Consider the following 20,092-nt stretch of genomic DNA (forward strand, 5'->3'; position numbering starts at 1 on the left):
TCGCTTGGGTAATTCTGAATCACCTCAGATAGGAGCCAGATGAGCGGAAGCGTGCAAACCGGAACCATCACGACCCGCGTGCCGGCGCGGCTGGACAGGCTGCCGTGGTCTCGATTCCACTGGCGCGTCGTCATCGGTCTCGGCGGGGTGTGGATCCTCGACGGGCTCGAGGTCACGATGGTGGGCAACGTGTCCGCTCGCCTCACCGAAAAGGGCAGCGGCATCGACCTGAACGCGGCGCAGATCGGCCTGGCGGCCGCGTTCTACATCGCCGGCGCCTGCCTGGGCGCGCTGTTCTTCGGTCACCTGACCGACCGCTTCGGGCGCCGCAATCTGTTCATGCTGACCCTGGCGGTCTACCTGGTGGCCACGGTTGCGACCGCATTCGCTTTCGCCCCTTGGTATTTCTTCGCCGCGCGCTTCTTCACCGGTGCCGGCATCGGCGGCGAATATGCCGCGATCAATTCGGCCATCGACGAGTTGATCCCTGCCCGCCTGCGCGGCCGCGTGGACCTGATCATCAACGGCACGTACTGGCTCGGCTCGGCCGCGGGAGCGGCCGGCGCTCTCGTCCTGCTCGACACCTCGCACTTCGCACCCAACATCGGCTGGCGGCTCGCCTTCGGCGTCGGCGCCATCTTCGGCATCTTCGTCCTCCTCGTCCGCCGCAACGTCCCGGAAAGTCCGCGGTGGTTGTTCATCCATGGCCGCGACGAGGAGGCCGAGCGGATCGTCGGCGAGATCGAGGAAGCGGTGCGGGAGGAAACCGGCGAGCCGCTGCCCGAGCCGCACGGGCGTGAGCTCAAAATCCGCCAGCGCGAGACGATTTCATTCCGCGAAATCGCCCGGGTGGCGTTCAAGCTCTATCCGCAGCGCGCCATCCTGGGGCTGGCGCTATTCACCGGGCAGGCGTTCCTCTACAACGGGGTGACGTTCAATCTGGGCACGCTGTTGAGCGGGTTCTACGGGGTGCCGTCCGGGAAGGTGCCGCTGTTCTTCATCCTCTGGGCGCTCAGCAATTTCGTCGGGCCGCTGGCGCTCGGCCACCTCTTCGACACGATCGGGCGCAAGCCGATGATCACGGCGACCTACATCGGGTCCGCGGTCGTCGCCGCCGTCCTGGCGGTCCTGTTCGTGACCCAGACCGGCGGGGTCTGGGCGTTCATCGGCGTCCTCGCGGTCGCGTTCTTCCTCGCCTCCGCGGGCGCCAGCGCCGCCTACCTGACGGTCAGCGAGATCTTCCCAATGGAGACCAGGGCGCTTGCGATCGCGTTCTTCTACGCGGTGGGAACCGCGATCGGCGGCATCAGCGGCCCGTTGCTGTTCGGGCAGCTGATCAATTCCGGGGAACGCGGTCAGGTGGTGTGGTCGTTCTTGACGGGCGCCGCCGTCATGGCGATCGCGGGCCTGGTCGAATTGCGGCTCGGGATCGCGGCCGAACGCCGCCCGCTCGAAGAGCTGGCCTTGCCCCTGACGGTCGCCGACGCCGACGCCGATCGGCGGGATCAGCCGTAGGCGTCCCACCAGGTGTGCAGGTCCTCAACGGTGGCCGGGTCCCCGGACACGTCGCTGAGCATCAGCTTCTCGTCGTTGGTCCAGATCACGTTCGGGTGGTTGTTGTAGGTGCCGCACGCGATCAGCCCGGCCATGTCGTTCGGGGTCTGGTCGTAATGCCAGCTGACCGGTGAGCGCCCCTCGCCGGGACAGTTCACCAGGCTGACGTTGGCGATGTCGTTCTCGAAGGCCCGCTTCAGCCGGTCGGGCGTCGCGAACAGCCCGTAGGTGGCGTGGCTGGGACCGCCGGGCTGGGTGTTCTGCCCGCACGTGACCATGGCGACCGCGTGCACCCAGATGCTGCCCGACTCCGGGGTCGCCGGCGTGCACGTGCCGGCCAGGTAACCGGGTGGGAGCAGGCTGATCAGCCGGGCCTGGTCGTCGTTGGGGGCGGCGGTCGACGGAGGCGGGGTCTTCGCGACGGTCGCCTTGGCGTGCCGCTGGCCGGCGGGTTTCAGCATGAGCCAGAGCCCGACGGCGCAGACGGCGACGACGACCACCGCGGCGGCGGCGGCCACGATCGGCCAGCGGTTGCGCTTAGCCGGTGCGCGCGGGCGCTCGGAATCTGTTGCGGGGGACAGGATTTCGCTCTGGCGCAGGATCGTGTCGGCGCGTTCGCGCTCGGGGCTGCTGAGCGCCCGGTGCGCGGCCTCGGCCAGGGCACCGGCGGTAGGGTAGCGCTCGATCGGGTTCTTGGCCATGCCGCCCGCGATCACGGCGTCGAAGGCCGGGCTCACCCCGGCTCCCTGCTCGCTGGGTTTGGGGATGGGCTGCATCATGTGGGCGCTGATCAGCATGCCGGTGCTGTCGGCGCGATACGGCGGGGTCGCGGTCAGGCATTCGTAGAGCACGCAGGCCAGCGCGTAGACGTCGGCGCGCTGCGTCACCTCTTCACTCGAAAACCGTTCGGGGGCCATGTATTTCAACGTGCCGACCGCGGTGCCCAGTTGGGTGAGCTTGTCGTCGGTCTTCGCGCTGGCGATCCCGAAGTCGACGAGATAAGCGAAGTCGTCGCCGGGGATCAGGATGTTCTGCGGTTTGACGTCACGGTGGGTCACCCCGGCCGCATGGGCGGCGTCAAGGGCCGACGCGACCTGCCGGATGATGGCCACCGCCCGAGGTGCCGGCAGTGGCCCGGCCCGTTCGAGCATGCTGCCCAGGTCGATGCCCTCGATGAGCCGCATCTCGAGATACAGCTGCCCGTCGATTTCGCCGTAGTCGTGTATCGGGACCACATGGGGTTCCAACAGTCGGCCGGTGATGAGAGCCTCGCGCTCCATTCGCTTGCGGAACACCGGATCCTGGCTGAACGTGTGCGACATCAGCTTCAGCGCAACCGTCCACTGTTTAACGGTGTGCTCGGCTTCGTAGACCTCGCCCATCCCGCCGCGACCGAGCAGCCGCTTGAGCCGGTAGGGCCCGAACATCGTCCCCACCCGCGGGTCCTGCGCGCCGGTCACTGCTGACTCCCATCGAAGGACCACGGCGGTGAGCGCCCACTGGCCTCACCGCAGGAAACGTACAACACATCGCCCCGGCACGTGTCGGCTGCGCGAGGCGGGCCGCCGGGATCATCGGGCCGGGGGAGCGATCTCCGTGACGGTGCCGTCGGCGGCCAGCACGATGGTGCCGCTGAGGGCGCCGTCGCTGGCATTGATCTGCAAGTGCAAGCCGCCGTCCTTGCGCGACTCGATCGTCAGGAAGATCCGGTTGGCGTCGTAGATGTGCAGGGTTTGGGGTGCCTGCTGGACGACGCCGACGACGGCTTGCACGTCGAACTTGCTCAGATCACCGACCGCCAGGCGGGCCGCCAGGGCCATTTTGGGCCCGACGCTCGCCCAATTCCCGTCGCGGTACAGCCAGGTCACCAACTTTTGGGCGTTCGCGGTGTCCGGGCGTTCGACGACCGCCTGATCCTGGTAGATGTTCAGCTGGTAGCCCAATGTGTCGCCGAACTGCGTCCGCATCTGGGCCAGCACCCCGCTCACCCCGCTCAGGGTCAGCAGCTGCGGCGGTGGCGTGCTCGTCGTCAGGGCCGCGGAGCTGGTAGGGGCCGCGGTGGGGGTGGTCGACGCCGGCGGGGCGGAAGTGGTGTCGCCCTGCAGTCCCCAGGCGAGGCCGGCGCCGAGCAGCACCAGCGCGCAGGCGACGGCGATCCAGGCCCCGCGTCGGCCGATTCGTGACCGCGACGCCGGCGGTTGCTCCGAGGCCGGGCGGATTTGCAAGTCCGTCACCAGCGACCGCAGCTCGCGCAGCGTGGTCGCCCTGGTTGCGGCGGCTACCCGCTCGCGGTGCTCTTCCGTCGACAGCTGACCGTCGCCGAGCGCGGCGTCGAGCACCTGGCAGATGGCGTTGCGGTCGTCGTCGCTCGCCCTGGTGTCATCGCTCATCGGCCGGCTATCCGAGGAGCTTCGTCAACCAGGCCGGGTCCTGATAGTTCACCGACGCGGTCCCATCCCACACGAACGGGGTGGAGTTGGCGTTCAGCCCGGACAGCGTCGCGTAACCGCTGGCGGACTTCGCCTTGCCCGTGCCGACGTCGTCTCCGGACTTGATGCAGGTGATGACGTCGGTGTCGGCGCCGACGTTTTTGGCCAGTTGGGCCAGTTCACCATCGGTGCGGTCCTCCGCGGCGTCCTCCGCCGGCTGGAAGTTGCTGGCGAACAAGCCGGAATAGAAGTCGGTGTAGAGCTTGGCCTCATTCTGGGCGGCGACGCAGTACGACGCCGCCACCGCACGGGTCGAGTAGTTCTTGCTGTGCGACTTGTCGTCGAGGAAGTCGAGCAGGTGGTAGCGCACCGCGAGCTTCTTGTTGTTCACCGCGGTGTCGATGTCACCCGCATTCGACCTGATGAAACTGCCGCAGGGCGGGCAGATGGGTTCGTTGAAGATGTCGATGGTCATCGACGCCGCCGAGCTGCCGACGAACACACCGTCATCGAGGACTCGGAGCGCGACGGCGTCCGGTGGTGGCGGCTGCTTGGTCGGCGTCGCCGGGGACGACGACTCCCATGGCCGAACGACGGCGAGCGCCACGCCCACGATGGCCACCAGGGCGGTGGCGGTGACGCCCACCCACAGCCAAGGCTTTCTACTCCGCCGCGGCGGCTGGCCCCATGGCGGCGCCCCGGCGGTGCTGGGACCCCAAGTGGGGGCACCGGCCCAGCCCGTCGGCTGGGGCACCGGACCCCCGGGCGGTGGCGGCACCGCCGCCCACATCGGGCCGGACGAAGGGGCGTGCGCGGGAGGGGCCTGGGCGATTCCCCCGGGCTGCTGGCCGGCGAATGCCGCCGGCATCCGCGCCACCTGGCTGCGGGCCAGGATGTCGGTGGCCCGGTCCTGGTCTGGTTCGGCCAGTGCCGCGTAGGCGGCCGCGGACAGGTCACCGCAGCTGGCGTAGCGGTCCGCGGGATCCTTGGCCATGCCGCGGGCGATCACCGCGTCGAAGGCGATCGGGATGCCGGGCCGCGCGGCACTGGGCTGCGGGATCGCCTGGTGCAGGTGGGCACCCATCACGCTGATCTGGTCGCCGGTGTACGGCGGGGACCCGGTCAGGCACTCGTACAGCACGCAGGCCAAGGCGTAGATGTCGGCCCGATGGGTGACCTCGGAGTCGCTGAAGCGCTCCGGGGCCATGTATTTGACGGTGCCCACGGTGGTGCCGATCTGCGTCAGCTTTTCGTCGGCGGTGGCGCTGGCGATTCCGAAGTCCACGAGGTAGGCGAAGTCGTCGCCGCTCACCAGGATGTTTTCCGGCTTGACGTCGCGATGCAGGACGCCGGCGGCGTGCGCGGCGTCGAGCGCCGAGCCGATCTGGCGCACGATGGCCACCGCCCGGGGCGGGGAGAGCGGCCCGTACCGGCTCAGCATGGTGGCCAGGTCTTTGCCGTCGATCAGGCGCATGTCGACATACAGCTGGCCGTCGATCTCGCCGAAGTCGTGAATCGGGACGACGTGCGGTTCCTGCAGCCGACCCGCGGTGCGGGCCTCGCGCTGCATGCGGGAGCGGAAGACCGGGTCGGTGGACAGCGTCTGCGACATCAGCTTCAGCGCGACGGTGCGTTCCCGGACCGTGTCCTCGGCCTCGTAGACGTCGCCCATGCCGCCGCGACCGATCAGCCGCCGCAGCAGATATGGCCCGAACTGCGAACCCTCCCGCGAATCCGCGGTCGTGTCACCCATCCCGACTCCTCAGTCACCGACCGTGCGCAGGCATAAGGCTAAGGTTTCACAGGCCGCTGGGCACGGCGAATAGCGAAAGCCAGCTAATAGGGCAACGCGGATTAACGGAGTTCGTCGTCACCGCTGGTGCGTTCGGTCAGCCCTTCGCGGGACAGGGCCCGCACGAATCCGAACGCCTGCATCCCGGCGGGGCCGGGGTTTTCGGTGATCCAGTCGTTGATCTTCCCGAACGCGTTGGCCAGGTCGTCGCGCTTGACGCGGATCAGATAGGTCATTCTGTCGTCGTCCGGATCGTCGATGGATTCGGCTACGGCGACGGGATTCTTGAAGGCGTACGCGATCCCGTGTACGGCGTCGTGGTTCAGCGCCCATTGAAGTTCGCTGGGCCGCAGCCGGTTGACCGCCAGATTGCGGTAGTCATGGTCGTCTTTTGAGCTGCTCACCTGGCCGATAGTCCTCCTCTGTATGGCTCGAGAAAGTGGACGGCGAGGAACTGAAAATGATGCCGCGCAGGCGATTCGATACGAGTGCGCAACCGGGCATTTCCATCATAGGAAGCGGGTCCGTCGGCTGCATGTCGAGCGGAATCAGCGGCGATATTTCAAGAACACGTAGCCGTCGCAAACCAGGGCGTGTTCGAGGCGCATCGTCACCGGTGCGGGCAGCGACGACGGGGTGAGGCGGTGGCCCACCGGCTGGCTGGCGGCGAGTTTGGGGGCCAAAGTCACGCAGATCTCATCGACGGCGTCGGCTTCCACCAGCTCGTCGAGCACGGTCGGTCCGCCCTCGCACAGGATGTGGTGCAGCCCCCGTGCGCGCAGCAGCGCGACGGCCTGCGCCACATCGACGGATTCTTCGCCCGCCACCAATACCTGCCGCCCACCGTCGCCGAAGTCGTCTCGCGCCGCCGCGGCGTGCGCGCACGTCACCACGATCGGTGGCTGGTCGGGGTCGTCGAACAGCCTCGACGGCAGCCGGCCGCTGCGGCTGATCACCGCGATCGGGGGCGGTGCGGTACGGGTCGCGTCGATGAGCCGCACCGGGCCGTAGTTCTCGGCGCGCGCGGTGCCGGCGCCCACCAGGACGACGTCGGCGAAGCCGCGCAGGGTTTTCAGCAGCTGTTGGTCGATGGGACACGACAGCGGACCGGCCCGACCGCCGAACGCGGCCGCGCCGTCGGCGCTGAAGATCATGTTGGCGCGCACGCCCGGCGGGGGATCGGCGTAGAACGATGCGAGTTCGGTGATGCCGGCGACGGTGCCCACCCGGGGGATCACTGCTACGCCTCGTGGCCGGGTTCCAGATGCTGAACGTCGCTGAACGACACCCAACTTTCCAGTTCCCGCGGGGGCCGGCCGTCCACCGGCGCGAGCAGATGCCCGACGTGGTCGCCCAGCGTGAAACGCTCGAGAATTTCACCGACGAACCACGCGGCCGCGTCGTCGAGGATGGGCATCTGCTCCGGACCGCTGTGCCACGAGCAGCGGTCGAACTTGTTGATCGTGTCGCCGGTCTGGCTGCCGAAGAGCTCCACGATGTCGAGGTGCTCGTGGTCGAAGACGTGCACCGCCAGGTGAGTCGCCTCGGTGGCGACCCGGAATGTGTGGTTCTTCCGGGACAGACCGACCAGAAATCGGGGTGGGTGAATGCTGGTCTGGCTGGCGAACCCGACCAGGCAGCCCGCCGCGACGCCGCCGGCCCGCGTGGTCACGACGTACATCGGGTAGTTCAGCAGCGCGACCAGCTTTTCGAACGCGTCTTCTCCCGGGTCGGCCATCCGCTCAGTGTTCCCGTTCGGCCCGCGGGGGAATCGGGCGGTGCCGCTAGGCCTGGCAGCAGGGTTCGTCGGTGGTTTCTCCGAAGGTGTCGGAGTCCGCGATCACGGTGTAGACCTCCCAGCGTTCCCCGCCGGGGCCGGTGACCCAGACCTTGTCCTGGCTGGCGAAGCAGCAGGTGGTGTTGAGCTCCTCCTCGGTGACCAGCCCTCGTTCGGTGAGGCGGGCGATTTCGGCGTGCACGGTGTCACTGGTGGCGACTTCCACGCCGAGGTGGTTGAGGCTGCCCCCGTGACCGGGGTTCTCCAGCAGCACCAGCTTCAGCGGGGGCTCGGCGATCGCGAAGTTCGCGTACCCGGGTTTGACCTTGGCCGGTTCGGTGTCGAACAGCTTGGAGTAGAACGTGATCGCCTCGCCGAGGTCGTCGACGTTGAGGGCGAGTTGCACACGAGACATGAGGTGTCCTTTCTTCGGGTGCGGGGCTATGGGGTTGTGGTGGAGAGGAGTTCGGCGATCAACGCCTCGACGCGTCGGGCGATGTCGTCGCGGATGGCACGCACCGTGGTCAGCGGCTGGCCGGCGGGGTCGGGCACCTTCCAGTCGCGGTAGGACACTCCCGGAAAGTAAGGGCAGGCGTCGCCGCAGCCCATGGTGATGACGACGTCGCTGGTTCGCACGTCGTCGCCGCTGAGGATTTTCGGGTTGGCGGCGGTGATGTCGATTCCTCGTTCGGCCATGGCGGCAATCGCAACGGGGTTGACCTCGTCGGCGGGTTGCGTTCCGGCCGAGCGGACTTCGATGCGGCCTTCGGCCATCGTGCTCAGCAGGGCGGCGGCCATCTGTGAACGTCCGGCGTTGTGCACGCAGACGAACAGGACGCTTGGTTTACCGGACATCGGCGCGGGCCCCTCGGGTCGACTCGGCCGGGAACCTCCGGGCGCGCAGCGCAAGCGAAACGTAGACCAGGCCAACGAGCACGGGCACCTCGATCAGTGGTCCGACAACCCCGGCGAGCGCTTGCCCCGACGTGGCGCCGTAGGTCGCGATGGCCACCGCGATGGCCAGTTCGAAGTTGTTCCCGGCGGCGGTGAACGCCAGGGTGGCGGTGCGGGCGTAGCCAAGCCGCAGCAGCAGTCCGAGGCCGTACCCGCCCGCCCACATGATCGCGAAGTAGGCCAGCAGCGGGATGGCGATGCGGGCCACGTCCCATGGCCGTGATGTGATCGCATGGCCCTGCAGGGCAAACAGAATCACGATGGTGAACAACAACCCGTACAGGGCCCACGGCCCGATGCGGGGGAGGAACCGCGTCTCATACCAGTCGCGGCCCCGAATCCGTTCGCCCAGCCGGCGGGAGGAGTATCCCGCGAGCAGCGGGATGCCGAGGAAGATCAGCACCGCCTTGGCGATCTGCCAGGGGGAGACGTGGATACCGGTTTGGGGCAGGCCCAACCACCCGGGCAGCACCGACAGGTAGAACCAGCCCAGCGCGGCGAACATGACCACCTGAAACAGCGAATTCAGCGCGACCAGCACGGCCGCGGCCTCGCGGTCCCCACAGGCCAGGTCGTTCCAGATGATGACCATCGCGATGCAGCGGGCGAGCCCGACGATGATCAGGCCGGTGCGGTACTCGGGCAGGTCGGGCAGCAGCGACCAGGCCAGCGTGAACATCACCGCGGGACCGACCACCCAATTGAGCAATACGGAGGACACCATCAGCTTGCGGTCGGCGGTGACCTCGTCGAGCCGGTCGTAACGGACCTTGGCCAGCACCGGATACATCATGACCAACAGGCCGACCGCGATCGGCAGCGAAACCCCTTGCACGGCAACGGCGCTCAGCGCCGTTCCGAGCCCGGGAACGATGCGTCCCAGCAACAGGCCAGCAGCCATCGCCGCGCCGATCCATATCGGCAGGAACCGGTCCATGACGGGGAGCCGGGCCGGCGCCGCGGCTGGGGTGGTCGTTGGTGTGTTCATGGCTTCAAGACCGCCGAAAGTTGTTGCAGTGCCGCGGGAATCACCCAGTAGTACACCCAGGTGCCGCGTCGCTCGCAGTCCAGCAGCCCGGCCGAGCGCAGCAGCTTGAGGTGGTGGGAAATCGTCGGCTGGGAGAGGTCGAAGGTGGCCGATATCTCGCAGACGCACGCCTCGCCGCCGGGGTGGCTGGCGATCAGGCTCAACAACCTCAGGCGCACGGGGTCGCCCAGCGCTTTGAACATCGTCGCCAGCTCGGTGGCCTGGGACTCGGCCATCGCGGCCGCCCCCAGGGTCGGGCAGCACGCCATCTGTTGATTCGACATCCTTCTATATAAACATTTATCGAATCAATGCGCCACCCTCACTTCGCGCGGACGACCCGAATCGCGTAGGCGGCGATGCCCATGCCCAGCACCGTCACGCCCGACAGCACCGACGACAGCGGCATCGCGAACGCGAGGAGCACACATCCGACCAGGCCGGTCAACGGAATCACCGGAAGCGGGCGGCCCTCGTCGGGCCTGAGGGTGAACGCGGAGGCGTTGGCCACCGCGTAGTAAATGAGCACGGCGAAAGAGGAGAACCCGATGGCTCCGCGCAGGTCGGCGGTCGCGGCCAAGACCGCCACCACGAGGCCGATCAGCAGTTCCGCTCGGTGGGGGACCCCGAACCGCGGGTGCACGGCGGTGAGCACGTGGGGCAGATGGCGATCACGGGCCATGGCCAACGTGGTGCGCGAGACGCCCAGGATCAGCGCCAGCAGGGAGCCGAGCGCCGCGACCGCGGCTCCCACCTGCACGACGGGAACGAGCCAGGCCGTCCCGGCGGCCCGCACCGTGTCCACCAGCGGCGCCGTGGCCTGGCCGAGGCGCCGGGGTCCCAGCACCGCTAGCGCCGCGACGGCCACCAGGGCGTAGACGGCCAGGGTGATGGCGAGGGCGAGCGGTATCGCGCGGGGGATGGTGCGCGCCGGGTCACGCACCTCCTCGCCCAGGGTGGCGATGCGGGCGTAGCCGGCGAAGGCGAAGAACAACAGCCCCGCGGCCTGTATTACCCCGGCGACGGTCGTGCCCACCGGGCGGAGTGGTACCGCGTCACCCGCTCCGGACGTGAACGCGGCGACGACCACCGCGGCCAGCACGGCGAAGACGAGCGCGACGATGACGCGGGTCAGCCAGGCCGACTTCCGCACCCCGGCGTAGTTCACCGCGGTCAGCGCCACCACGGCGGCGACGGCGACCGGGTGCGCGTGCGAGGGCCACGCATAGGAGCCGATGGTCAGGGCCATCGCGGCGCACGAGGCGGTCTTGCCGGCGACGAAGCCCCACCCCGCCAGGTATCCCCAGAAATCGCCCAGTCGCTCGCGGCCGTACACATAGGTGCCGCCGGAGGCGGGGTAGCGGGCGGCCAGGCGCGCGGACGAGGTGGCGTTGCAATAGGCCACCACCGCGGCCACCCCCAGGCCCAGCAGCAGGCCCGAGCCCGCCGCGCGCGCCGCCGGCCCGAGCGCGGCGAAAATCCCGGCGCCCATCATCGAGCCCAGCCCGATTGTCACCGCGTCGAACAAACCCAGGCTTCGGCGAAGCTCGCCGGTGTCGTTGTCGGCCAATCGGTCTCCTCACCGCGCACGCAGTGGCTAACCTATCAAACTAGTTTGATGTAATGTCTGCTGGGATGGTGGCAAGCAAGACGGCGGTTCCGTCGCTGATGCAGATGGCGTCGCACCCGGTGCGCTGGGCGCTGCTGACCGAACTCGCGGGCAGCGACCACCGGGTGCGGGAATTGGCTGCCGCCGTTGACGAACCGCAAAACCTGGTTTCGTATCACTTGCGCCAGCTGCGCGCGGCTCGGCTCGTCGACGCGCGGCGCAGCAGTTTCGACGGTCGCGACACCTATTACCGCCTGAACCTGACGGGCTGCGCCGGTGCGTTTCGCGAGGCCGCCGCGGCGCTGCATCCCGCACTCGCGCCGACGCCAGTCGCCAAGCCGGCGGCGCGGTCGGTGCTGTTCCTGTGTACCGGCAACAGCGCACGATCACCCATGGCCGAGGCGCTGCTGGAGCACAGGGGCCAGGGGCGCATTCGGGCCGCGAGCGCCGGCAGTCATCCCAAACCGCACCTGCACCCCAACGCGATACGCATCATGCGCGACAGGTACGGCATCGACCTCGGTGGGCGCCGGCCCCAACCGTTGACCGCCGTGGCCCGGCGTCGCTTCGATTGTGTGATCACGCTGTGCGACAAGGTCCGTGAGTACGCGCGCGACCACGACCTGGTCACGACAATGCACTGGAGCCTGCCCGATCCGTCGGCCGGCCGCTACCCCGAATTCGAGCGGGTGGCAAGCGAATTGGACGACCGCATCGACTTCCTGTTGCCCGTCCTGGACGCATACCCGCGGAGGCGATGACCGTGTCACTCGATCGTCGTGAGTTTCTCAAGTGGGGCAGCGTGGCCGCCCTGGCCGCGTGTGGGCGGCCCGAACCACCCAGCGGTAAGGCCGACTACACGCTGCGGATCGGCACCGGCGCAGTCGAATTGGCGCCGGGCCACGTCGTGTCGACCCTGACCTACAACGGACAATTCCCCGGCCCGTTGCTGCGGTTCACGGAGGGCCGGTGGACGACGGTGGATGTCTTCAACGACACCGATTCCCCCGAGCAGCTGCACTGGCACGGCCAGCACGTCGGCGACGTCGTCGACGGCTCCGCCGAAGAGGGCACGCCCTACATCCCCGCGCACGGCATGCGGCGGATCTCCTTCGTCCCCGGCCCGGCGGGCTTCCGCTTCTACCACACCCATGTGGTGCCGCGATCCGACCTGTCCCGCGGTCAGTACACCGGACTTGTCGGCCCCGTCTACATCGAGCCCAGGCAGAACTCCGGGGCCTATGACCAAGAGATCTTCCTGACGCTCAAGGAATTCGAGCCCACGTTCAGCCGCGGCGGCGACATGGCCAGTGAAATCCTGGCCGGCGACGAAGACCCGGAGCTCAAAGCCAAGGGCGAATCAGCGATGGCGGCCTCGCTGGCTCGCGGCGAACCGCGCGGCTTCGAGGTCGGCTACGGCGCGTTCGCCGTCAACGGCCGCATGCTGGGCCACGGCGACCCCATCCGCGTGCGGACCGGCCAGCGGGTGCTGCTGCACGTGCTGAACGGTAGCGCCACCGAGACCCGCAGCCTGGCGCTGCCCGGGCATGCCTTCAATGTGATTGCGCTGGACGGCAATCTGGTTCCCAACCCGGCACCGGTGCCGGTGTTGTGGCTCGGCGCCGGCGAACGCATCTCGGCGCTGGTGACCATGACCAATCCTGGCGTGTGGGTGCTGGGCGACGTCTCCGACGACGACCGGGGCCGCGGCATGGGGGTGGTCGTCGAATATGCCGGGCGCGGCGGGGATCCGCAGTGGGCGGCGCCGCCGCCGTTCAAGTGGGATTACCGGCTGTTCGCGCGGCCCGCGCCCGTCCCCCCGCCCGACCGCGCGATCGAGCTGCTGATCGAGAAGCGCAATGCCGCAGAGAACGGGTTCAACGTGTGGACCTTCAACGGCACACCGTTTTCCATGGACACCAACCATCCGGTGCTCGACGTGCAGCGCGACAAGCGCTACCGGCTGCGCTTCCGCAATGCCAGTGACGACCTGCACCCGATGCATTTGCACCGGCACACATTCGAAATCACCCACTTCGCCGGCACGCCGACGGCCGGCGTGCGCAAGGACGTCGCGATGCTGGGCGGCTACCAGAGCATGGACGTCGACTTCGTCGCCGACCAGCCCGGCCTGTCGCTGCTGCATTGCCACCAGCAGATCCACATGGATTACGGTCTCATGCTGCTGCTCAACGGCGCCTGATCTCAATCAAGCGGATTATTCTCCCGCACACCGCGATACATGCCCCAGCGCACGATCCACGGCATCACCACCCGCTCGACCGACCACGCCGGAAACCGGAACGCGTGCCCGCTGGGCAGAAACACCTCCAGCCCGTTGGGTTGAATACCGACCAGCGAACCCCACCGCCGCGTCGGCGCACGATAGGTCTCGAGCCGCCCGCCGCTGAGTTCGGCCAGGACGTTGCGGGCCACCAACGCATCTCCGCGGTTGCGGGCCGAGCTCCGCAGCGGATCGGTCGCCGCGACATCGCCGACCGCGAAGACACCCGGGTGCCCCGGGACCCGCAGCTCCGGGGTCACGCGTACGAACCCGTCCTCGTCGAGCAGCTCGCGCGGCAGCCAATCGGTGTTGGGTCGCACCCGCCCGATCGCCCACAGCACGGCGTCGGCGGACGCCGGGGGTTGTCCGGTGCTCCAGGACACCGGGTCACCGGTGATTTCGTCGCCCGCGAACGCGTCGGGCAGCACGGCGCGGTGGCCCGGGTGGATGCCCACGCCCAGCGCCGTTAGTCGGGCGTGAATCCGCCTCCAGATCCGCGGATGGTGTCCGCCCAGCGCGGATTCTCCGGGGAAGTACAGGTCGATCCGCTTGTCCGGCCACGTGGTGGCCATGTTGAGCGCGCTGCTCACCGCCGCCGCGCCGCCGCCCACGACGGCGACCGAGCCGGCGGCCGCCAGCCGGTCGTGCGCGGCACGCAGCTCCGCGCCGACCTCGGCCACCGATTGCAGCGTCGGCCGGCGCCAGAAGCCGTTGCTGACCCCGGTCGCGATGATCAGCGCGTCGTACCCCTCCGCGAGGTCAGCCCCGTCGGCGTGTTTGCCCACGACGGTGCGGGCGGCCAGGTCCAGGCCGGTCAGCCGGGCCTGCATCGTCCGCACCCGGTCCAGGCGCCGGAACCGGTCGAACGGAATCCAGTAGTCACGGGCCCAATCGTCCGGGCGCGAGAGCCGAACGCCGAGTTCCTGACCGCTGACCAGCGCGGGCTTGACGGAGATGCCAACGACGTCGGCGTACCCGGACAGCCGGATCGCGGCCAGGACACCCGCGTCTCCAAGCCCGGCAATGACGACACGCTTGCGGTTCATGTCGCTATCCTGCCTGGCATGACGTTTCCGACCACGCACTGATCGACCGATTGCCAGGAGCACGTCAGTTGATCGCCACCGAGTTGCAGCGGCCGATGCACCCGCGCGCGCGTGCCGCGTTGCACGCCGCCGTGCGCGCGTCGGCCCCGCGCCCGGCCGCTGCCCGGCGGGCCGCCAAGGACTTCGCGAAGCCGGCCCTGGGGGCGGCGGTGCTCGCGGAGATCCGGTGGGCGTTCACCGCGCCCCGCACGTGGCTGATGGGCGTGGTCGCCAACATCATCTTCGCCGCGGCGTGGCTGCTGGTGCAGCCGCTGACCATCGGCCGCCACCACACCGACTGGGTGATTTTGATTGGCACCTATTTTTCATCGTGGGTGCTGGCCGACGTCACCACCACCAACCTGTTCGGCGCCGATCACTATCGCGTCCTGGCCGGCCTGTCCGACGGCGTGCCGTTCTGGCGAATCCTGCTGATCAAAAACCTTGCCCTGCTTGCGATCGTCGGGCTGCCCACCTTGCTGGCGGCCATGGTGTTGACGCTGTGCCTGGAAACGCCTGGGCGGCTGGGGATCACGATCCCCACCGTCGCCGTGCCCATCGTGTCCTGGCTGGGGGTGGGCAACGTGATCTCGGTGCTGCATCCGGTCAGCGTCGAGCCGCTGATTCGGCGATGGCGGCAGCGCGGCGATCGGCGCCGCACCGGCAGCTGGCTGACGGTGCTGACCCTGCCGTACGCGCTGTACTACGTCGCCGACCCGATGAACGGGGTCGAGCACAAGGTGCTCTGGACCAAGCTGCCCGCGATGATCTGGCCGGTGTTCGGTCGGGACACCAAGAGCTTCGTGCACCTGGCTGTTGCCGTGGCCGTCTGGATCGCAGGCACCGTCGCCGCGGTGTTGTGGGTTCGCAAGCGCGGGTTGACGATCAGGTGATCGGTCCCGGCACCTTGGGCTTGATTTCCTCGATCACCCACTGCGCGTAGTCGAGGTATTCGTCGACGCCGCCGACGGCGGGGATGGGCACGGCGCTGACCGTCACGCCCTGCTCGGCGAGCCAGGCCAACCGGTCGACGATCTCGTCGGCGCTCATGCCGGGCCGTTCGGCCGGGTCGTCGCGGGCGACGTGTCCTTCGCCGACCCGGTTGGTGCTCAGCCCGTGCATCACCTCGAACGGCCGGCCGTCATAAGACGGCTGGGATTTGAGGTAGTCGAGCCTTTCGGCGATCCGCTCGGGCGGCGTCAGGAACGGCCACCAGCCGGACGCGTACTTGGCCGCCCTGCGCAGCGCCGCATCGGCGTCGCCGCCGATCCAGACCGGAAGGTGGGGCTTTTGAACCGGTTTCGGTTCGAACGCGATGCCGTCGAACGACACGTAGCGGCCGTCGAATCGCGGGGTGTCACTGGTCCACAGCTCCACGATGGCCGCGAGGTATTCGTCGGCGATGCGGCCCCGCTCGCCGAAGGGCACTCCGAGGAGCTCGAATTCCCTTGCCAGCCAGCCGACCCCGAAGGTGACCATCATCCGGCCCCCGCTCATCCAGTCCGCGGTGGCCAGCGCCTTGGCCAGGGCGATCGGCCGGTGCAACGGCAGGATGGTGACGCAGGAGTTGATCGCGACCCGCTCGGTCGCACCGGCGATGTAGGCCTGGGCGGCCGTCGAGTGCAGGTAGTGCGGCCCGGAAAGCTCGACGTGCTCGGTGGGGATGACGAGATGCTCGGGGACGGCGATCATGTCGTAGCCCCACCGATCGGCGCATTTGATCATGCGGGTCTGGTCCGGCCCCGTGACCGCCGCTTCCCAGGGTTGCGTCATCGCCGGCAGGCGCACCATGTGCGGAAGGGGGAACGCGAACTTCATGTTGTTTCCTCCAAAGCCATCACGCATCTCCGGGGACCGGCTGTCTCCCTGAGACCATCGCCCAGCACACTGCATCCCGCCTAGCGGTCCGCGTCAAACAGATCCTCGTCCCGGGTTGTTAACCTTGCGTCGTGGACTCCGAACCGGACCCTACCGGCGAAAACAAGTCGAAGGCGGCGCTTGCCGCCACGAGTTGGGCGCTGCTGGGCATGATGTCCTACGAGGAGGAGGTCTCCGGCTACGACCTGAAAAAGTGGATCGACTGGAGCGTCGATCTCTACTACTGGAGTCCGTCTTACAGCCAGATTTACACCGAGCTGAAGAAGCTCGAGGGGCTGGGCTTGGTGACCTCACGCGTTGAGCACGACGAGGGTACGCGCAGCCGCCGACTCTATAAGATCACGCCAGCCGGGATGGCCGCTGTCACCGACTGGACCAACAACGCCCCGGTGGACCCCCCGGTGCTCAAGCACAGCGTCCTGTTGCGGGTGACGTTTGGTCACCTCAGCAACCCGGCGCGGCTCAAGGAGCTGCTGCAGGAACACGTCGCCTACGCCGAAGCCAGGCACCGCAAAGCGGTTGAGGACGCCGACGGCGCCGAGGCCCAACCCGCATGGGCGTATTCGGTGATCGCGCTGCGCTGGGCGGCCAAGTACTACGCGGCCGAGCGCGAGTTCGCGCTCGAACTGATGAAGGACATCGACGAGGCGGACGCCATCCTGAAGAAGGCGACCAAGGGGGGCTTCGGGCAGCCGCGCCCGATGCCCGGCTACTGGCGTGAGGTCGAGAAGCAGGTCGAGGCCAAACGCAAAGCGGACTAGCCCGTCGCGTCCCGCGCCGCGTCGCGGGCCGCGATGTAGCCGTACACCAGGCCCTGCGCGATCGTCGCGCCCGCGCCCGGGTACGTCGTGCCGAACGCGTTGGCGGCGGTGTTGCCGATTGCATACAGGCCGGCGATCACGCTTCCATCCTCGCGGAGCACCCGTGCGCGCTCGTCGGCCTTGAGCCCGCCGCACGTGCCGAGGTCGCTGAGCACCATCTTCACGGCGTAGAACGGGCCCTTGGCCAACGGGCGCAGATTCGGGTTCGGCTTGATCGTCGGGTCGCCGTAATAGCGGTCGTAGGCGCTGCGCCCTCGGCCGAAGTCGGGATCCTCACCGACAGCGGCGTTTTGGTTGAAGTAAGTCATCGTCTCGCAGAATTCTGGCACCGGAACGTTCATCCGGGCACCCAGCTCGCCGAGGTTGTCCGCCCGCACCGCGATTCCCGCGTCGTACCAGGCTTGCGGGATGCGCATGCGCGGGAACAGTTCGGCGCCAAAGACATAGCTGTTGCGGTACTGCTGGTCGAAGACGATCCACATCGCGTCCACGGGGCTGCCCGACCGCTCCAGCTCGAGCAACCGCTGGCCGAACGACATGTAATCCGCGGACTCGTTCGCGAATCGGTGGCCGTTTTGGTCGACGATGAGACTTCCAGGCAGTGAACGTTCCGCCAGCATTACCGCCGGCGCCTTGCCCGGCAGGGGCGCGATGGCGGGAAACCACCAGGCTTGATCCATCAAAGCAGTATCGGCGCCGAATTCCTGCCCCGCACGAATGCCGTCGCCCGTATTGGATTGGGCACCCAGGCTCAGATTGGCGCCCAGCGACTCGGACTGAAACTTCCACCTCATGTCCATGCTGTGGTCGAAACCGCCGGTTGCCAGCACCACTCCTCGCCGGGCGGTGATCGTCACCTCCAGCCCGTCATAGTCGACGACCGCGCCAGTCACCCGCTCCCCGTCGCCGTCCAGGCGCACGAGCGGGCAACCGGTCCACACCGGGATACCGGCGCGCAGCACCCCCGCAAACAGCCCGGCCATCAGACCCTGGCCGCCCGCGGCGTAGCGCCGACCGATAATCCTCCCGCCGAAGCCCTGCGCCACCCGCTTGCCGAACGTGGGAATGCCCTTGCGCGGCACCCGGGCCACGAGGTTCATCCACCGGTAGTCGGCGCCCGTCGTCGGTATCGAGACGCCGGCCTCGAGCACGCCGGGCCGCAACCGCGTGCGGTACCGGCCGAGGATCGATGTGTCGAACGGGTGGCATTCGCACGTCCGGCCCGCCGCGCTGCCACCCGGCTCCTCGGGGTGGTAGTCGGAGTAGTCACGGGCCCAGAACAGCCGCAGCGGGGTAGTGCGGCGCAGCATGTCGACCGTCGCCGCGACATGAGCCACGAATTCGGCCGATCGCTGCGCCGGGGCCGAACCCGCCACCACCGAGTCCAAATACGCGGCGGCGCGCTCGGGGGAGTCTCCGGCGCCGGCATCTCGCAGCACGGGACTGACGGGTAGCCACAATGCGCCGCCCGACCGGGCTGTCGACCCGCCCACGTACGACGACTTCTCCACGATCAGCACCGACAGCCCGAGTTCGCGGGCGGCCAGTGCCGCGGCCATGCCGGTCCCGGACCCGACCACCAGCAGGTCGACCGCCACATCGGCCACGGGAAGCCCGGCGGGGATCGTCGCGCTCTGGGGGTTCACGCGCAAAACCGTATGCCCAGGCCGCCCGACAACGGAAGAGCCGTCCTGATCAGTGGGAACAAGCGGCCCCGCAAACGGCGCGACGGGAGTTTAATCTTCCCTATGACGACGCAGTCCGAGGTCGACGAAGTTCGGCAGATTGAAGCGCAGGCCGTGCCGACGCGGTTCGCGCGCGGCTGGCACTGCCTGGGCCTGATTCGGGATTTCGGTGATGGCAAGCCGCACGCGATCAACGCCTTCGGACAAAAGCTCGTTGTCTTCCGCAGCGCGAACGGCACCATCAACGTCCTTGACGCCTTCTGCCGGCACATGGGCGGTGATCTCTCGCAGGGCGAAGTCAAGGGCGACGAGATCGCCTGCCCGTTCCACGACTGGCGCTGGGGCGGTGACGGGCGGTGCAAGCAGGTGCCCTACAGCCGGCGCACGCCGAAGCTGGCGCGCACTGCGGCGTGGACCACGCTGCAGCAGGACGGGATGTTGTTCGTGTGGAACGACCCGGAGCGCAAACCGCCGCCCGCGGAGGTCACGATCCCGCGCATCGAGGGTGCCACCAGCGACGAGTGGACCGACTGGCACTGGTACACCACGGTCGTGCACAGCAACTGTCGCGAGATCATCGACAACGTGGTGGACATGGCCCACTTCTTCTACATACACGGCTCGTTACCCACGTATTTCAAGAACATCTTCGAGGGGCACGTGGCCACGCAGTACATGAACGGTGGGAGTCGTCCCGACATCGGTAGCCCCGAGGGGACCACGATGCTGGGGACCACGTCGGTGGCGTCCTACTACGGGCCGTCCTTCATGATCGACGACCTGACCTACCACTACACGGACGGCGACGCCAAGACGATCCTGATCAACTGCCATTACCCGATCGACTCGAATTCCTTTGTGCTGCAATACGGCATCATCGTCAAGAAGTCGGACAAGTTGCCCGGCGATGAGGCGCTGAAGACCGCGATCAGCCTGGGTGACTTCGTCAAGATCGGCTTCGAGCAGGACGTGCAGATCTGGCGGCACAAGGCGCGCATCGACAACCCGCTTCTCGTCGAGGAGGACGGGCCGGTCTACCAGTTACGTCGCTGGTACCAGCAGTTCTACGTCGACGCCACCGATGTCCAACCGGATATGGTGGACCGCTTCGAGTTCGAGCTCGACACCACCCGGCCCCACGAGGCGTGGATGAAAGAGGTCGAGGCCAACATGGCCGCGCAGGGCGCTGGCTAGCGT

Annotated in this window: 18 protein-coding genes and 1 pseudogene; 6 read left to right on the plus strand and 13 right to left on the minus strand. The window is 68.1% G+C overall.

Going from position 1 to position 20,092, the window contains the following annotated elements; translation table 11 throughout:
• The first annotated feature begins 39 nt into the window (after positions 1-39).
• Positions 40-1,515 carry an MFS transporter gene (locus A5758_RS14520; protein ID WP_067740986.1) on the plus strand — a complete coding sequence of 492 codons (1,476 nt, stop codon included), beginning with the start codon at positions 40-42 and terminating at the stop codon, positions 1,513-1,515.
• Here the strand turns inward: A5758_RS14520 and A5758_RS14525 are convergent.
• The 10 genes and pseudogenes from A5758_RS14525 to A5758_RS14575 all read right to left on the minus strand — a co-directional run bounded on the left by A5758_RS14525 (position 1,506) and on the right by A5758_RS14575 (position 11,103).
• Positions 1,506-3,014 (minus strand): serine/threonine-protein kinase, encoded by a 1,509-nt coding sequence (locus A5758_RS14525; RefSeq protein WP_231987322.1) that lies wholly within the window; start codon positions 3,012-3,014, stop codon positions 1,506-1,508. The two genes, A5758_RS14520 and A5758_RS14525, sit on opposite strands and share 10 nt — an antisense overlap.
• 111 nt (positions 3,015-3,125) lie before the next feature.
• The gene (locus A5758_RS14530; RefSeq protein ID WP_067740988.1) at positions 3,126-3,944 is read right to left on the minus strand and encodes a DUF1707 domain-containing protein; all 819 of its coding nucleotides are present in this window, start codon (positions 3,942-3,944) and stop codon (positions 3,126-3,128) included.
• 7 nt (positions 3,945-3,951) lie between these two features.
• Positions 3,952-5,736 (minus strand): serine/threonine protein kinase PknE, encoded by a 1,785-nt coding sequence (locus A5758_RS14535; RefSeq protein WP_067740990.1) that lies wholly within the window; start codon positions 5,734-5,736, stop codon positions 3,952-3,954.
• A gap of 101 nt (positions 5,737-5,837) precedes the next feature.
• A complete protein-coding gene (locus A5758_RS14540) occupies positions 5,838-6,179 on the minus strand; it encodes a hypothetical protein (protein WP_067209182.1) in 342 nt (113 codons plus the stop codon).
• A gap of 144 nt (positions 6,180-6,323) precedes the next feature.
• The gene (locus A5758_RS14545; RefSeq protein WP_082939698.1) at positions 6,324-7,013 is read right to left on the minus strand and encodes a pyrimidine reductase family protein; all 690 of its coding nucleotides are present in this window, start codon (positions 7,011-7,013) and stop codon (positions 6,324-6,326) included.
• Positions 7,014-7,015: 2 nt separating this feature from the next.
• Positions 7,016-7,513, minus strand: coding sequence for a flavin reductase family protein (locus tag A5758_RS14550; RefSeq protein WP_067209178.1), 498 nt, complete (start codon positions 7,511-7,513; stop codon positions 7,016-7,018).
• A gap of 46 nt (positions 7,514-7,559) precedes the next feature.
• Positions 7,560-7,967: an ArsI/CadI family heavy metal resistance metalloenzyme gene (locus A5758_RS14555; RefSeq protein ID WP_067740993.1), complete on the minus strand. Its 408-nt coding sequence runs from the start codon at positions 7,965-7,967 to the stop codon at positions 7,560-7,562.
• A gap of 26 nt (positions 7,968-7,993) precedes the next feature.
• A pseudogene (gene arsB / locus A5758_RS14565) lies at positions 7,994-9,494 on the minus strand (ACR3 family arsenite efflux transporter).
• Positions 9,491-9,817, minus strand: a complete 327-nt coding sequence (locus A5758_RS14570; protein WP_067741002.1) for a helix-turn-helix transcriptional regulator — start codon at positions 9,815-9,817, stop codon at positions 9,491-9,493. Before A5758_RS14570 ends, arsB begins: the two are co-directional and overlap by 4 nt.
• Before the next feature lie 38 nt (positions 9,818-9,855).
• On the minus strand, positions 9,856-11,103 hold the full coding sequence (locus A5758_RS14575) for an APC family permease (protein ID WP_067741012.1): 1,248 nt from the start codon (positions 11,101-11,103) through the stop codon (positions 9,856-9,858).
• Positions 11,104-11,156: 53 nt separating this feature from the next.
• Between A5758_RS14575 and A5758_RS14580 the strand changes: the two genes are divergently transcribed.
• A complete protein-coding gene (locus tag A5758_RS14580) occupies positions 11,157-11,903 on the plus strand; it encodes an ArsR family transcriptional regulator (protein WP_156622642.1) in 747 nt (248 codons plus the stop codon).
• On the plus strand, positions 11,900-13,345 hold the full coding sequence (locus A5758_RS14585) for a multicopper oxidase family protein (protein WP_067741015.1): 1,446 nt from the start codon (positions 11,900-11,902) through the stop codon (positions 13,343-13,345). The genes A5758_RS14580 and A5758_RS14585 overlap by 4 nt, the downstream gene beginning before the upstream one ends.
• Before the next feature lie 2 nt (positions 13,346-13,347).
• On the opposite strand, the gene A5758_RS14590 is transcribed toward A5758_RS14585, so the two are convergent.
• Complete coding sequence (locus A5758_RS14590) at positions 13,348-14,472, minus strand: FAD-dependent oxidoreductase (protein WP_067741017.1); 1,125 nt, start codon at positions 14,470-14,472, stop codon at positions 13,348-13,350.
• Positions 14,473-14,567: 95 nt separating this feature from the next.
• Between A5758_RS14590 and A5758_RS14595 the strand changes: the two genes are divergently transcribed.
• The gene (locus A5758_RS14595; protein WP_197503951.1) at positions 14,568-15,404 is read left to right on the plus strand and encodes a hypothetical protein; all 837 of its coding nucleotides are present in this window, start codon (positions 14,568-14,570) and stop codon (positions 15,402-15,404) included.
• Here the strand turns inward: A5758_RS14595 and A5758_RS14600 are convergent.
• Positions 15,397-16,329, minus strand: coding sequence for a TIGR03619 family F420-dependent LLM class oxidoreductase (locus A5758_RS14600; RefSeq protein WP_067741019.1), 933 nt, complete (start codon positions 16,327-16,329; stop codon positions 15,397-15,399). The two genes, A5758_RS14595 and A5758_RS14600, sit on opposite strands and share 8 nt — an antisense overlap.
• A gap of 131 nt (positions 16,330-16,460) precedes the next feature.
• Between A5758_RS14600 and A5758_RS14605 the strand changes: the two genes are divergently transcribed.
• Positions 16,461-17,150: a PadR family transcriptional regulator gene (locus tag A5758_RS14605; RefSeq protein ID WP_067209148.1), complete on the plus strand. Its 690-nt coding sequence runs from the start codon at positions 16,461-16,463 to the stop codon at positions 17,148-17,150.
• On the opposite strand, the gene A5758_RS14610 is transcribed toward A5758_RS14605, so the two are convergent.
• Positions 17,147-18,856, minus strand: coding sequence for a 3-ketosteroid-delta-1-dehydrogenase (locus A5758_RS14610; protein WP_082939699.1), 1,710 nt, complete (start codon positions 18,854-18,856; stop codon positions 17,147-17,149). The two genes, A5758_RS14605 and A5758_RS14610, sit on opposite strands and share 4 nt — an antisense overlap.
• A 102-nt stretch (positions 18,857-18,958) precedes the next feature.
• Here A5758_RS14610 and A5758_RS14615 point away from each other — a divergent pair, with 102 nt between their 5' ends.
• Positions 18,959-20,089 (plus strand): Rieske 2Fe-2S domain-containing protein, encoded by a 1,131-nt coding sequence (locus tag A5758_RS14615; protein ID WP_067741023.1) that lies wholly within the window; start codon positions 18,959-18,961, stop codon positions 20,087-20,089.
• The last annotated feature ends 3 nt before the right edge of the window (positions 20,090-20,092 follow it).

Origin of the sequence: Mycobacterium sp. 852014-50255_SCH5639931 (assembly GCF_001665605.1) — a bacterium.
GTDB classification, from domain to species: domain Bacteria; phylum Actinomycetota; class Actinomycetes; order Mycobacteriales; family Mycobacteriaceae; genus Mycobacterium; species Mycobacterium paraffinicum.

Excerpts from the sequence above, each read along its gene's own strand:
- A5758_RS14615 (WP_067741023.1), top strand. The coding sequence starts at position 18,959 with ATGACGACGCAGTCCGAGGTCGACGAAGTTCGGCAGATTGAAGCGCAG.
- A5758_RS14595 (WP_197503951.1), top strand. The coding sequence starts at position 14,568 with ATGCACCCGCGCGCGCGTGCCGCGTTGCACGCCGCCGTGCGCGCGTCG.
- A5758_RS14580 (WP_156622642.1), top strand. The coding sequence starts at position 11,157 with ATGTCTGCTGGGATGGTGGCAAGCAAGACGGCGGTTCCGTCGCTGATG.
- A5758_RS14600 (WP_067741019.1), bottom strand. The coding sequence starts at position 16,329 with ATGAAGTTCGCGTTCCCCCTTCCGCACATGGTGCGCCTGCCGGCGATG.
- A5758_RS14520 (WP_067740986.1), top strand. The coding sequence starts at position 40 with ATGAGCGGAAGCGTGCAAACCGGAACCATCACGACCCGCGTGCCGGCG.
- A5758_RS14535 (WP_067740990.1), bottom strand. The coding sequence starts at position 5,736 with ATGGGTGACACGACCGCGGATTCGCGGGAGGGTTCGCAGTTCGGGCCA.
- A5758_RS14555 (WP_067740993.1), bottom strand. The coding sequence starts at position 7,967 with ATGTCTCGTGTGCAACTCGCCCTCAACGTCGACGACCTCGGCGAGGCG.
- A5758_RS14570 (WP_067741002.1), bottom strand. The coding sequence starts at position 9,817 with ATGTCGAATCAACAGATGGCGTGCTGCCCGACCCTGGGGGCGGCCGCG.
- A5758_RS14550 (WP_067209178.1), bottom strand. The coding sequence starts at position 7,513 with ATGGCCGACCCGGGAGAAGACGCGTTCGAAAAGCTGGTCGCGCTGCTG.
- A5758_RS14590 (WP_067741017.1), bottom strand. The coding sequence starts at position 14,472 with ATGAACCGCAAGCGTGTCGTCATTGCCGGGCTTGGAGACGCGGGTGTC.
- A5758_RS14585 (WP_067741015.1), top strand. The coding sequence starts at position 11,900 with ATGACCGTGTCACTCGATCGTCGTGAGTTTCTCAAGTGGGGCAGCGTG.
- A5758_RS14530 (WP_067740988.1), bottom strand. The coding sequence starts at position 3,944 with ATGAGCGATGACACCAGGGCGAGCGACGACGACCGCAACGCCATCTGC.